Raw genomic sequence first — 14,556 nt, forward strand, 5'->3', positions numbered from 1 at the left:
GGCCGATAAGCGCCTACTGGTGTGCTCCGCATTGAGAGTGGGTATCGCTGACGATCCAGGTATTGGGCATAGGAACTCAGTAGAGAGTAAGCAGCCAGTCTGCTCCAAGCGCCTACGTGACCAGCATCTACTGGCAGCATAATAAACAGGAGCAACGCTAGCTTCTCCACCAGAGGAACTGCAACAGAATAACAAATTCTTCGGCAAAGGCCGCTTCACAGGGTGAGGCCGTGCTCATTGAGCACCTTGTCTCTAAGAGCCCCCTTGATCTCACGGGCGATTTCTTTGCGAAGTGCGGGGCCCAACGTTCGCTTGGCATCTTCCACCAGGTCAGCTTCAGCCCCGGTCAACCCCTGGTCGGCGAGCTGTTGCTCCAGTCTGCTGTCGAACTCCCGCCCCATTGCATCAATCAGCTGGTCCTGCGCCTTGGCGTGGTCTTCAGGTGCGATGCGACGCACCACATCGTCCCAAGGCTGCCAGTCCATTGCCAAGTAGTCGGCAAATTCAACCGCTTCCCTGTTCCTCACGGATGTCTCTGCGCGGTCAACGTCGGCGTCGGTGACGCCGGAGACCTCAAAGAAGCGCATCTCCGGCGCGACGTGTTGCAGGCCCAGCCGCTCGCGCAGCTTGTTCTGATAGGCAAGGAAGATCTCAATATCCTCGATGTCTTCGACATCGTCAGCCGAGCCGAGAGAGTGAGCCTTCTCGCGCGCAATCGCCTCAAGCGCGTCCATGCGGAACATGACGCGCCCCAAATCGACGAGATCGGCAAGCCGTGCCTTGTCATCATAGAGGCCGTTCTCGACTTCTGTGATGAGGCGCGCGGTCTGCATGCCGTTCCACGTTAAAGTTCTACGATCCTCGCAGCTTTGGTTGGCATCCCACGCCAGTTGAAAGTACTGCGCACGCAATTGCGGGTCTTTTGCCGCCTGCCGCAGATCATTGGCCACCGATTGCTGGAATCCTTCATTGCTAGAGTTGACGGAATTGAACAGCTTGCCGAGGAAGAGCCCGTACTCCCGGGCGCCCGGCTCTTCCGCAAAGTTCTGCCAAGCGGCGAGCACCTCCCGATCGCCCTCCCGTGGATCGCTCTTGAGCCATTCTGCAACCGTTTCAGCGAGGGCTTCCGCCTGCTCATCGTCCGTCCCGGACGCTTCACTTTCCTCGTCGCGCGAAAGGTGGACGGTCGGACCGGCATAACCCTCCGCGCTTAGAACTGTATTCAAGTGCGTCAGCACGTGCTCGGATAGCGGATTTTCAGTCAGAACTATGGTGGCGCCAGCGTCCAACCCCGTCAGTAGGTCCTCGGACAAACTGGTCAACTGGTTCAGGCTTGCATCAAGAAACTCGAGCGAAGCGGGGAGAGCCTCAGGCAGCTCCGTCAGCTGGTTTTCGCTGACATCGAGAAACAGGAGCGTAGCAGGAAGGAGCTCTGGCAGATTTGTTAGATGATTGTGGCTGGCGTGGAGAAATCGCAGCGAAGAAGGGAGGCCTTCGGGCAGGTTCGGCAACCGATTGTGGTTGGCGCACAGAAACTGGAGCCCGGCAGGCAGCACGGTAGGGAGACTCTCCAATCGGTTGGAGTTTACGTCGAGCCCTCTGAGCCCGCTTGGCAGCGCGGGCAGGCTGCTCAGCTGATTGCCACTGACATTGAGACGCTGGAGCGAAGCAGGAAGTTCGTCAGGCAAATTCGTAAGCCGGTTGAAGGGCACATCGAGCACAACAATTTCGCTTGGAAGTCTGGGCAGACTGGTGAGGGACAGCGATTCGAGATCCAGTATGGCGTCTTCACCCAGCGCATTCATCCGCCTTGCCGCTTCTTCCCGGTCCTCGAGGGGGCCCACGTCCTGTTCAGCAACCCAATTTTCGAGCCCCTCGTCTTCTTCAGCCGCCCCATGGGGTGAATGCCCAGAGTTTGATGCGAAGCCCGTGACGACCTCATCCCACTGTGCCGCTCCCCCGTCTCCCCCCGCGTCTTGTCCGGAAGATGCGGAAGAGATGTTTTCGCGGCGCCGAATCTGTCCTGCCTCAAAAGGATCCATTCCACTTTCCTTACCAAACCGAGCCGACCCGGCCCGTGACAACGCGGTCCCGAACTTAGGGCATTGATCTTTCGACAAGCTGACAGACCGAATGCGGCACGGTATCGATGGCTTCGAAGCCGACATGACTTCGGTACAACGATTGGAATAGCGAATCGATCGCGGTCGCGGGCAGTTATCTCCCATCTATACGTTTCGGCATCTAACCGACGCAGCAGCGCCTTAACATCGCGCCCAGCGCGGCAACGGTGCATTATCTCAATGGCAGTCAAAGGAGCCTCTTTCGGTTGAGTGCGTGAAAAGGAAGAGCGGCAGTCGCTCGAAAGCTCAACTTCGGAGCGGTCCTTTCATGTGGGTAAGGCAATCGGTGCAACGCTGGTTTTTTCCTTGCGTAACAAATCGTGCAACTTTGTGTTTTGCAGCGAGACCCGTCAGCTAATCGACAGGTGGCCGTAATATGGGCAGAACGATTTCACGTTGGCGGTCCTCCTGTCCGGTCAACGGAACGGCAGGAAACGTTGCAGCCGCATCGACCCCTTCGCCGTCTCAAATAGCGTGAAGCTGTACCGTTTCGACCAGGAGTGGGTCGACGCGTCGCACGTGCGCCCGCTCGAATGATTATTGCGCCAGCGCGCAAACTCCTGCTTCGCAGCATTGCGCGGCGGCAGGCGTATTCCTTAAGTTTCTGATGACGGAGAAAAATGGTGGACACAGGACAGGCACAGCGGAGCGCGCGTTCCAGCCCGGACACTTTTGAAGAAGGGGAGCGTGAATGCTACATCGGCGGCTTCAACCGTGCCCTGGCGAATTTGCTCGAAAGCTTGACAGGATATCGGACCCCGGCCTCCGCGCGCGCGCGAATCCTGGACGGCTGGGTTGCCGAGGAGGGGCAGGGCGAAGCCGAGAACAGGCGACAGGGGCGCTCGCGAATCAGGGCTGCGGAGAACATGCGCTCGAACTCGGTCGATTTGTCATCCCTGTCTTTAACCGCTTTGCCCGACGCCCTTGCGCCGAGGCTACTGAACCTCGGCGCCATGCACAACGAGCTAAGTAGCCTGCCCGCAAGCCTTCCACCTGGTCTCCGCGAGCTTCTTATAAGCCACAACCAATTGACCAGTTTGCCGGACGCTCTTCCGGCGAGCCTCTATCGCCTCGAGGTAAGCGATAACAGGTTGACCAGTCTCCCAGACAGCCTCCCAGCGGAGCTGGGGATCCTGAACGCGAACAACAACCGACTGCGTAGCCTGCCCGAGGCTCTTCCAAGCAGCCTCACCGCGCTGTCGGTTAGTGGCAACCAGCTGACCGAGCTTCCCGAGTCCCTCCCATGGGGTCTCGTTGAACTCGATGTCAGTAGCAATCAATTGGCCAACCTTCCCGAAACCCTTCCGAACTGGCTTCAATCAATCAATCTCAGCGGTAACCGGCTCACCAGCCTGCCTGAACATCTCCTACCGGGAAGTTTGAGCTATCCGCTGGAGAACGTCGAATTCGGCGATAATCCATTCCCGGACGAGGTCCGCGTTCGCCTTGCGGCACCGCACCTTGGGCAGCTGCCTCTGTACGAGGCGGCCGCGCACTGGCTGGGGGACGATCCGGCGGCGCTGGCCGAATGGCTGCACTTTGCAGATGAGCCTGGCGCCCCGGACTACGCCCGGTTCTTAGATCGGCTACGCGAGACCGTCAATTATGGAAGTGCCGATTTTCGGCAGGCCGTGGCTGATGATCTGCGGCAGGCGGCGGCCAATCCGAGATTGCGCGAACAGTTTTTCACACAGGCTTCCGAAGCCAACGCCAGCTGTGAGGATCGTGTTACCCTGCACTGGAACGGTATGCGGACCGCGCGCCTCAATGCTGACGTGGAGGAGGGGGTTTATGATGATAGGATCGACCAACTAATCCAGCGCGGCCGCGTTGCATTCCGCCTAGACGCGCTGGACGGGATCGCGCGCGACCGGGTGAACTCGCTGCTCACCCTGCACCCGAACGTAGACGACGTCGAAGTCTACTTGGCCTATCAACATCTTCTGCGCGAGCCGCTGGAGCTGATCCAGGTCGCCCCTGACATGCGCTTTCTGACGGTTTCTCACGTGACGTCCGACGATGCGGCGCGCGCTCTGGATTTGGTTCGCGAGCAAGAAGCGAACCAGTTTACCGACTACATGGCAGCCCGCTGGCAACCCTGGGAGACGGTGCTGAGACGAATCGCTCCTGATGAATATGAAGCGATGCAAGAACGGCTCGTCGAAGCCATGGGCGAGGAGTTTCAAACCCGCTTGGATCAGCGACTGACCCAGCACGGTCTTCTAGGCGATCCGGATGCCGAGCGGGTGCTCGGAGCCCAAGTCCGAAACGAGCTCGCCAGCGAGATTAAACGCGAGGTCATGCACCGCGTGCTGGCCGCCCGTGGCGGCCTCGAGTTATGAAGTCGCAAACCGCCGCAGGTATATTATCATTGCTCTGCGGCGGAAGCCAAAGATCGATGCTGCAGCTCGCCAATCGCTGACAAGGAGCTTTTGCGCTTCGACGGCGCGCTGCGTCGATCAGTTCCTCTCGGTGTTGCCGAGCTATGAAAGCTGGGACGCAAGGCGAGGTGTACTCCGCTCGGAAGCCTCGTCGGGACGAAAGCTCCCAGGTGAAAGTTGTTGATAAGGCCAAGGTGGCGCGGCGGTGAAAGGAGTGAGGCGCTACCGCAGCGAACCAACCCGCTTTGGTTGACGTTCAAGACAAAGGTCGCTGGAGTGGCCGGAACTTAATTGATCTGTGACTGCGCGATAATCCTTGTCGAGGCTGAGTGATCCCCGCTGTGATGTTTGAATTCCTCTCACGATCGACGGGCGATCCATTGATATCTCGTCGAGATCCCTTGATATCTCGTCGACTGGAATAGGCCCGCCGAAGAGGTGCGGAAAAGCGGGAGCGCCCCCGTCCTGTCGCCAAGCGTTCGGCCGGACGAGAGGCCGTCAATCGCGCAGCAATGTCCTGATCTCGTCAGCTTTTCGAAAGGTTGCAGCGACAACAATCGAGAATCGTGTCTCGCTAGACGATCTGCTGCCGGCCGTGCGGATTGCTGCATTGCCAATACAAACATGAGGAGAGCAGGATGGACCCGGTTGACCCATTCTTGAATTCAGGAGCCTGGATGCGGGAGTACGCTGCCTTGCAGGGGCGAAATGCGCAGCGAGAGGATAGTCCCTCCGAGGAGGGTGAATTTGAAAGGCGGCTGGAGGGCTTGAACCTCGACCCTTCTGATGAAGCCAAATCGACGTCGCCTGATCGGGCTCTTACCGCACGCGGACGAGCAGTCCGGCGGGATGAGCTAGGTGGGTCGACGCGGGTGCCGCCACACACCGCATTTAGGGAGAGTTCGATTGGCCCGACGCGCCGGAGCGTAGACATTCCTCGCTCTCAGCTTCCCGCTTTGGGGCAAGTGCCGCAATCCAGTCTGCGCGATGATCTGTTCAGCAGCGCACGTTACAGCTTTCCGGACGCAGAGTCTGCCGCCTCCGCCAAGGGCGGAAAAAGACGCGGTTTATGGTCACGCTTCAAGTCGGGAATCGGCAAGGCTCTTGGCCGGAGCGGCAGTGAAAAGTCGCCGCGCGAGGTGGGCCAATCTGACGTCTTTTCGACGAATTTGCGAATTGATTACGCCAGGCAGCCAGGCCGGACGCGCGGGGTCCCTCCGGCCGATGAGGCGCTCATTAACGATTTCAGAAGGAAGGCGACGGGTAACCTCAGCGACGGCACGATCAAGAATGCGGCAACCGATTTGCGCCATTTGAGCGCGCGCCTGAGCACGGCTGGCAGGCCCTCAATCGCGGATCGGATTCGCCGGGAATTGGAAAACGCGCAGCTGGAAAATCCTGATGTGGAAAACCACCAGCTGGAAGCTGAGCTCGATGAGGATGTCGATACCTACGCAAAGGACCGGGGCACGCGCATCAAGGCCGCCTTGAAGAAGCTTCGTGAGGTCGGTGCCGGAAACGACCTGGCGGCCGATGTCCGCCGACTGGCTCCTCACGGTGCGGACGCAACCCTGATCGGCATGTGGGCGGCGGCGGAAAAGGCGACAGGCAGGATCGACCCGAAGACGATCGACAGGCAAGCTCGCCGCATGTCGAGGCTGAGTGAGTGGCTGCAGACGCATGACCGGCCACCGATCGCCGACCGACTGTCCACCGCTGGGCTCGCTCAGGATGTCGAGGAGTACAGGCACGATACCGACGACAGCAAGATCAACGCTGATCTGGTCAAGCTTGGCCAATACGAGCAAATCCTGGGGGCGAACAGGGCGCTCGGATTGCTGCCTCCTCAGGACCCTGGTCATCCGTCTGCGGAAGGTGCTCGGCAGGTTCACTCGCCGCAGGAACTTCCCGCAATGCCGGCAACGCCGAGCGCGGGAGCCTGGGAATGGCTTGGCGAGCAAATGCACGGGCCCGCCTCATCGATGCCAGCGCCGTACCGGGGGGAACACGCTGCCTCATTACAGCAGCTTCCTGCAACGCCAGCGACGCCGAGCACCGGAGCCTGGGACTGGCTCGGGGAGCAGATCCACGGTCCTGCGTCACCGGTTCCAGCGCCGCACTGGGCCGCCCAGGCTGATCTGCCAGTCGAACTTCCTGCGACTCCAGCTACCCCAAGCCAGGGCGCATGGGCCTGGCTTGGGCAACAGATGCATGAGCCCGCATCGTCGTCGTCAGATCAGCCGCAATCGTCAAACATTTATGCCGGCCTCGATTCCTTCGTCGATCTGGACCCGTCAACGCCGTACCACTTGCGTGACGATGCGCACTCTGCGCCAGCACCTGAGCTTGCAGCCGCATCGTCGTTCGCAGGACTGCCGACGGCGGCGCCGGAGCTACGGGATATTGGCGCAATTGTTGGCGCCGGCTGGCGCCACCGCTCGCAGGCGGCTTCAGACGTGTTGATCGATGTCCTGGGCAATATCAATCTGCTGCCAAACCAGTTTGGACCAAGTCAGTTTGCGATCAACGGTGAGCTCTATTCGGCTACGTTCGGACCAGGCGGTCGCAGGGATGTTCGCCTGGTTCATCACCCGCGCGCCGGTGGGACGAACGAGGCCGGGCCATCCCAGTCGCTGCATCGCCCACCGCCAATCGTAAGCGCAAGGCAAACCGAGGAAAGTGCAGTCGATCTTGGTTATCTTATCCGGGGCGGCTGGGAGCATAGGGAGCGATTCCTGCCGTCTTACCTCGTGCGCGTTTTGGAAGGCGAGCGCATCATGCCCCAGCCTGAGCGGCCGACCTATTTCGAGATCCGCGGAGTGCCTTACAGGGGCGAGTTGGTGGAAAGCGAGGGACGCCAACGCGTTCGCATTTTCCCCGAACGTGGCTGAAGAGGCAGCAGGGGCAGCAATCCCCGTCTTTCGGCGGGGCAGCTCGCGTGCGGCGTTCCTATACGCGGCTTTTGGAAGGCGAGATCGGCTGCTAGGTCACGGACTGAACCGTGCAGCTTTCTCTTTGTAGAACCAGGCAGGCTCATTGGATTCTACGAATTTGGTGCAGGCCCTAAGCTGCCTTCCGCATCCCTGATCCTTTCCCAAAAACTCGCCAATTCTTGTCTTGAAAACCTTCGCTCAGCGAGCCCTGCAGATCGAGGGCATTTGTCATCGACGGAGCACAGCGCGGAGTGCAGCGGAGGGAACAAGCACTAAGAACATGGCTACCAGACAAAGGTTTGCTGACGAATGCTTTCGTAACGATGGGCCAAAATCCTCGGTGGGCGTGTTACTTCGCAGCGTGCATACGGTTAAGCCTTCATGCGCAGTTCAGTTATTACGCTATGGGATGACTCCTCGCGATGACTTTCAAACAGCTCTTCCGCTCATTGGTTGGTGGAAAGAAATCGATAAACCATCGTCTAGCTCGTTTCCCCTTTCCTTTGGGTCTTTATCGCACAGTCAGCTATTGGAGTGCAGACTCGAGCGGCGATTGTCTCCGCCGTCATCGGACAGGTCGATTTGTCGCGAGCTATGTATTCGGCTAATTGGAAAAGCGTGGCGAGATGTTGATACATCATGTAACAGGAAAGGTCATGCCTGAGACAGCGCACGATCGCGATCTCGCTTTGGACTTCGCGAAAGGAGTGCTCATTATTCTAGTGATCGTCGGCCACCTGATCCAATATATCCTCAAGGGTTTTGGGATTCGGCAAGTTTCAAATGGATCTACATGTTCCACATGCCTCTCTTTATGGCGATAAGCGGCTATCTTTCCTGCCGCGCGCTAACGGGAAAGCCCTTCACGAAAGCCATCAGCGATCGTGCGATGCAGCTCCTGTTGCCGATGCTGTTTTGGTGCTCTCTTCTGGAGACATTAAAGTTGACCGTGTTTCCCCGACCGGCGGGCGCAGCAGACAACGTTTTGCAGTTCCTGAATGATTTCGCCGGCGCATACTGGTTCGTCTGGGCCGCGTTCATTTGCTTTCTTCTCGCCAAAACTATTTCGATCTTCAATCATTCCTCGTCCTGGGTCTTCTTGGTATCGGTCATTCTGGTCGTCCTCGCACCTCTGACCTCTTTTCCATATTCCCTCTCATAAAGTATACGTACCCGTTTTTCTGCTTCGGATTCGCATTTGCGCAGTCGAGAGAGCGGTGGACGAGCATAGTGCGCTCTAAGGGGCCGTTCGATTGTGTCTGCCTCAATGGTGGCGAAGATGTGCTTTCTGGTCTGGCGCAACGACACTTATGTCTACAACAATCTCGCTTTGGTCCAGGATTTGCAGTCCGCAAAGAATGTGCTTCTGATGTTTCTTGGCTCCGCAGCTGCCTCAGCGGTGATGATTGAGGTCCTACTTCGATAATGGAATATTGGGCGCTCAAATCGGGTGGTCCGCTTTATCGCCGCGAAACTGGGACCGAGCACGCTGGTGCTGTACTTGATCCAGGGTAGGGTATTCCGTCTAATGGATTCGATACAGTATGGAGAACTGTGGAGCCCCACGACGAAGGCGGCCGCGGCTGCATTTCTCGGGGCAATGATTGTTGCCGTCGCGCTTGCGGTTCGCTGGACCGTGCGCGACATTCCTTGTCTGTCCTAGCTCATGCTCGGCGTGCCACCGCGCTCATTCGTTTGTCGAACCAGCCCTGCCGATAAGTAGCTGTAACCGAAGTCTGGTCGGAAAGGCTCTCGCAGACCATCGTAGATTTGACCTGCGACTGAGTATTTGCTCCGGAAGGAGTTAGAGGACGGCCCGAAGAGGACGGACAAATGAAGCGCGCCAGGTTCACGGAAGAGCAGATTATCGCGTATTGAAGGAGCATGAGGCTGGGGAGAAGTCAGCCGACCTGCTCGCAAGCACGGTGTCATCTTGATGTGCTTGTGCCGATCTTCTGCGGCCAAACCTCACTTTATCGCGCTCCTTCATGAAGTGAAGGCCAGCCACCAATCCTGGTAGGCATCCCACGAGCGCTCTTGGCGCTACAATTCGCAGCCCGTGGAGCTTGACGACACTCCCGGGAAGGCGAGGTGGTAGCTTTGTTATGGCAAGGCAGCCCACCCAAGTTAGCGGCGCGTGGTAGGGACAGCGCTTTTCAGGGCCGACAAAGCGTCGAATCACGTTGCCGCTAACTTCCACTTTGGTCGAAGTCGACGGTGATCATAAACGGGACAAGCGTTCGCCGGCCGAGCTGAGGCGGCTGGGGCCGATATTACGCGCTGACCAGATGACACTCGGGGCCATCATCAAATGCCGACGCAATCGCCTTTTGCGGTTGCCCGAGGATGCGTTCGTCAATGGGCATCCAGCGCATTCGGCCTTCGCGCTCGCAAGGCGCTGACTGGTATCTGGAGGGCGTCCGGCTTACCTGTCGGGCAGACCCCATTGAGAGCGCTGCCAGAGGGGGGCTCAACGTGCGGACCGGAGATCATCCGCGACACTCGACGAGCAGCGAAAGGACATGTCGGGTTGGATGCCGTCCACCGTCGTCTTGATGTACTAGTGCCCGGTGAGTGGCTCACACCACTCCCATTCGCCGCTCTCGATGTCTTTGATTGCCATCATCGATGGATCGATTCCGCTGCGTTCCGTCGGGGTTTAGTCCGCTGACGTGTGTGATCCTTTCGTGAGGGTTCTTTCCGTCCTTCTTGTTAGTGCGACGAAATGCGTGCGCGTTTGGCCATTCGAGTCTCTCCTAGATCGGCAACCAGCTTAGACGAAGGTAGTCGATCAAGGCTGCCATCAATCATGGTAAGCTCGCTGGAGTCCTTTGCGATACAAGTTGGCGGTGCCCCGTATCGCGATGTGCCCTTGCATGAAAGCGGACGGGGCGAGTCGATCATCTCGGCTTTCCGAAAGCTCCTCTGCTTATTCATCATCAAGCATGCGCCGAAGCTCACTTGGAGGGAATTGCTCCAGATCGAAAGCAAAGTCTTCTTGATCAATAGACGCTGGAGCGGCAAGGTGATTATCCTGTCGTCCGTGAAGCTCGTCATGTAAGTCCTTTTCCAGTTGCTGGAGCTCCTCGGAAGGCACGGAGACTGGGACGTGTTGATTATCGACAAGATCCAGTACTCGCCGACGCTCCCCCTGACGAAGCTGCTCTGAATCGAATGCGACTTGCTCCTGGATAAGAGACGGCGAGGCGAATTGATCATCGTGTTCCTGTAGCTGCTCTGCGGACTCAGCATCAAGCAGTTGCCAAAGCTCCTCTGGAGGAAACCACCCTGGATCGAAAGTAAATTCTTCTGAATCAATGGGAACAGGAGGAGCGAAGTGATCATCCCGTCGTCCGTGAAGCGCGTCGTGCAAGTCCTTTTCCGTTGCCGCAGCTCCTCTGGAGGGACGGAGATTGGCGAGTCGCTGGGTTGATCATCGAGATGATCCAGTACTCGCCGAAGATCTGCCTGAGGGAGCTGCTCTGAATCGGATGCGACTTGCTCTTGGACGAAAGCCGAGGTGGCGGGTCGATCATCTCGCCCCTCGGTAACCTCCTGTGCGTCTTCATCCTCGAGCAGTCGCCGAAACTTCGCTGGAGAGAACTGGTCTGGATCGAAAGTAAACTCCTGCGGATCCATGAAGAACGAAGGCGCTGCGTGATCCTCCAATCGTCCCTGAAGTTCGTCGTGCAAGTTCTTTTCCAGTCGTTGAAGCTCCTCCTCTGAACGGACGGGAACTGGCAAAGGGATGGCTTCGTCATCAAGATGATCCAGTCCGCGCCGAAGGTGCTCCTGAGGAAGCTGCTCTGGATCGACCGCGACCTGTCCTTGGAGGAGAGCCGACGCCAACGGGACGGGTAGATTTTCCTGCACCTCCTGATGCTCCTCTTGCCGCTTAGCTTCCTGCAACGCGCGGTGCTGCGCAGCGGCGGCGTCGATGCGTATTGGGTCCGTCAGTGACGCGGTTTCAGGATTGATTGGAGGCACGTTGGGAGGATTGAGCTTGGCGCGAGTGCGCCCCGGACGCACGATGGGCACCACTACGCCCGTCGACCGAAAGGTCCGCAGATGCTCTAATGCCTTAACGAGTCTGTTGCTATTAGAGGCACCGCTGAACTCGCGCACGTCACTGCCATCGCTCAGCGATTTGCCGTCTAGCCGAGCAACAATGCTTGGTTTGTTTTTTGCGAAGAGCCAACGGCTATAGCCAATAAGAGAACCTGCATTCTGCTTCGCCGTAACGGCGGCCGTCCCGCCCTCAATAAGCGCCTCCTCAAGCCTGAAGATATCGGCAGCATCCTCGGGATAAAGAGGCCGCCTGTCCCACTGCCCCCGGATTATGACGCCCGTTGAGGCGACCGGCATTGCTCCGCCACTTCCTCCTGAAGCGGCGCTTGCGCTCGGTTTCCGATATACCAGAACTTCTTCCAGATCGTTCAGCGTCCTCTGTCTTTTCGCTGCTCTCGATTGAGCTGCGTCATGTTCATGATTGATGGGGGCCTCCTCGCTTGCCAGAAGATTGCTCCGGGCACGTGCATCCATCGCTTCGTCCGGGGATTGCTGGCCATCGTTAGATGCGTCTTTCGCTGAGGGGAGCGCGCGCGGTCGCCCGCGAGAAACCATATGACCGGAATCATGATAAGCACGAAGCACGCTTACGCCTGTCTTCATGAGGGCGTCTTTCGGAAAGTAAGTATCTAGGTGATTAACCAGGGACTGGTGGTCCCTTAGATCAGTCGTTTCGCCACGGGCGCGGAGATCATTCGCCAGTCGACGAAGTGCCTGAGTATAAAGCTTGACCGTGTTCGGTTGTGGGTTCTTCTGAGCCGTATATTGAGCAATCGCCCTGTCGATAAGGTCGCGGTCTTCTGTAGATAGATGTGGATAGGAGCCTCCAGCGCCGATGGGCGCGGCTTCGGCCTGCCTTGCCTCAGCCAAGTGCTGCTCAAAGCCATCTTGTCCGGCCTGGCTTGTCTGCGGCTCTTGCGAGACGTCGTGCTGCACCTGCGACCAAGCTGGCACGTTAAACGGGTCAAAATCTTGCAGGTCCACGCTAACCTCACCTCCAGGATCAACTGAACAGGTCTGCCTAGTCGGGCAAGCTTTCGAGAACCTGACCTGGCTATGGTTCCGCGGCGGAGAGTTAATCGCGGTGGCCAACCTCGGAAATGACCGCGTTCGGGACCAGGCTCTTCTGAACAATCCGCCTCACCCTCCCTGGGATCCAAGGACATCTTTTTGTCCATAAGCTCTTACAGCTGGCGCACCCTTAGATCCTAACGGGCTCGTCTGGCGCCGGTCCCTTCAACAAGATCGCGAAGCTCAAGTCCCATGCGGCACGAGATGATGGACCAAAATGGCGTTAGCGATGATCAGAAGAATATCAACGTAGATACCAAAAGATTGAGCGCGTGTTCAGTTTGGGGCGTGTGCGTGATGCTTGTGGGGTTATGAACGTATGATAATCCCACGCCTGCATATATTCCCGGAGCAAGATGGGCGGTATATGTTCCGGTGATTGCCGTGGTATCACGATGCGCAAGCTGGCCTTTAGCCAGGGCAGCATCCACCGCAAATGTGCTCCAGCTCGTCTTGCTAGCAACGAGTGCAATCAGATCACTGGGCCGGCTATCAAAGGGCCCTTTCGCATAAAGACGAAGCTCGTAATATTGGCTGATCTTGTTGAGGACAGGCGGAGCTCCCATGATGGAGAAGCCGCCATAGATGCCGCGAGACGGCGTCCCACTCGCGTCAATCTGCCAGAGCTGCCTGTCCGCAGCGATGTAGTGAAAATTATTCCCGCTCTCCCTTTGTTGCTTGGGATCCGCCAAATTCGTGTAGCGGCTACTGTTCAAACCAACGCCCGCCCGCAGCCACGTGTCGGGTACGCCTGCAGCAGCCTTGCTCTTGTAGCCGGCTTCGTCAACGAGAAGGATGCCCGCATTGGCCGTGCTCCAGTTCAAGCCAGCGGGATTCTCGGTTATGTGGGCATAGGCACCATCTGGACTGATTGAGCGCTGGACGGAGACCTTGTTGTACAAGCGATCGTCAAAATTGTACTTCAAGTTGACCGCCGGCGTCGGTGCAGCGTTGGTGCTCATCCCTCCCTGGAACAAGGCAGACATGTTCGATCCTGTAATCCCTCCGAACAATGTGCCGGTGAACTCATTTTGGTTTCTGAGGTAGCCAAGTTTGAGTTCTAGCGTCCTGTCGAAGAAAGTCTGGTAGTAGGCGAGCGTATTGATTCCCGCTCGATCTGGTCCCGGTCGATCCCACGTCCAGTATTGCTGCTCGGCTCCCACGACAATCTGTCCGTCGGCAATGCCAAACCGGCTGAGATCGTAGGTGACGATCATGAAGCTTGCCGACGCGAAGGTCGGGTTCTGGCCCATATAAAGCTGGTTTGCGATAGTGCTTCTGGCCGCATTCGGCAGCTGGTTGTTTACAAAGCTGTTGTGCGTCCAGCCGATGTAGCCGATGCCGACATCTGCGAGCGCCGATCTAACGCCGTCCTTGTCCTGACCAATCGTGTCCGCAGGGCCAGGTACGTTGAACCACAACCCTTTTTCACGCAGCTTGTCGTACCTTTCGAAGGGATCGATCGTCTTTTGCGGTCTCGTCTGGGCACCCCTGCCCGCATTGCCGCGCTTCTCAAAAGGCACTCCGGGACCTGCTGCTGGCGCCGGGGCAGGAGGGCGGATTGCCTGACGGATCAGGTTGATCCGGAGCCTTGCGGCCCGATCGGAGGTCTTTGCTCTTTTGCTGGCCTGATCCATAGAACTAGGATCAAGTCCGCTCGCGGTTTGTCCCAGTACGGAATTGCCGACCAGACAAGCCGCTAGCGAAAGCGCGATAATAAGCCCAAATTGCCTTCCCCTTGGTCTGAAATTGAAAGAAAGTGCTGCCGTAGCCGAATTTGTCCGAGGCGAGCTCGTCGCAAGAAGGCAATCGCGCATGGCGTACTTCGAGTCCATGTCTGCCGGTCATGAATAGATTGAACAGCGGCCTGATTGGCTCAGAGTGAGGTCCCGGCGTTTTCGCGTCCGAGGGCGAGGGGGACGAGCCAGAACACGATCCATCCGAAGAGGACCACTCAGGCTTGCTGAACCTCTCAGCACG

5 protein-coding genes and 1 pseudogene are annotated in these 14,556 nt (G+C 58.0%); 3 read left to right on the forward strand and 3 right to left on the reverse strand.

The features are described from left to right. Positions 1-215: 215 nt before the first annotated feature. On the reverse strand, positions 216-2,042 hold the full coding sequence (locus GGD65_RS31000; RefSeq protein WP_183237730.1) for an NEL-type E3 ubiquitin ligase domain-containing protein: 1,827 nt from the start codon (positions 2,040-2,042) through the stop codon (positions 216-218). A 701-nt stretch (positions 2,043-2,743) separates the two neighbouring features. Here GGD65_RS31000 and GGD65_RS31005 point away from each other — a divergent pair. From GGD65_RS31005 to nolL, 3 genes and pseudogenes are all read left to right on the forward strand, one after another. Then, positions 2,744-4,465 (forward strand): NEL-type E3 ubiquitin ligase domain-containing protein, encoded by a 1,722-nt coding sequence (locus tag GGD65_RS31005; RefSeq protein ID WP_210317381.1) that lies wholly within the window; start codon positions 2,744-2,746, stop codon positions 4,463-4,465. 677 nt (positions 4,466-5,142) lie between these two features. Beyond that, on the forward strand, positions 5,143-7,395 hold the full coding sequence (locus GGD65_RS31010) for a hypothetical protein (RefSeq protein WP_183237731.1): 2,253 nt from the start codon (positions 5,143-5,145) through the stop codon (positions 7,393-7,395). 668 nt (positions 7,396-8,063) lie between these two features. After that, a pseudogene (gene nolL, locus GGD65_RS41025) lies at positions 8,064-9,100 on the forward strand (nodulation factor fucose acetyltransferase NolL). Positions 9,101-10,149: 1,049 nt separating this feature from the next. Here nolL and GGD65_RS31020 read toward each other — a convergent pair. Together GGD65_RS31020 and GGD65_RS31025 are read right to left on the reverse strand one after the other, a co-directional pair. After that, positions 10,150-12,489: a hypothetical protein gene (locus tag GGD65_RS31020; RefSeq protein WP_183237732.1), complete on the reverse strand. Its 2,340-nt coding sequence runs from the start codon at positions 12,487-12,489 to the stop codon at positions 10,150-10,152. A 320-nt stretch (positions 12,490-12,809) separates the two neighbouring features. Continuing rightward, positions 12,810-14,213: a carbohydrate porin gene (locus GGD65_RS31025; protein WP_246783458.1), complete on the reverse strand. Its 1,404-nt coding sequence runs from the start codon at positions 14,211-14,213 to the stop codon at positions 12,810-12,812. Between the last annotated feature and the right edge of the window lie 343 nt (positions 14,214-14,556).

The sequence above is a fragment of the Bradyrhizobium sp. CIR18 genome (genome assembly GCF_014198295.1).
Classification (GTDB): Bacteria; Pseudomonadota; Alphaproteobacteria; order Rhizobiales; family Xanthobacteraceae; genus Bradyrhizobium.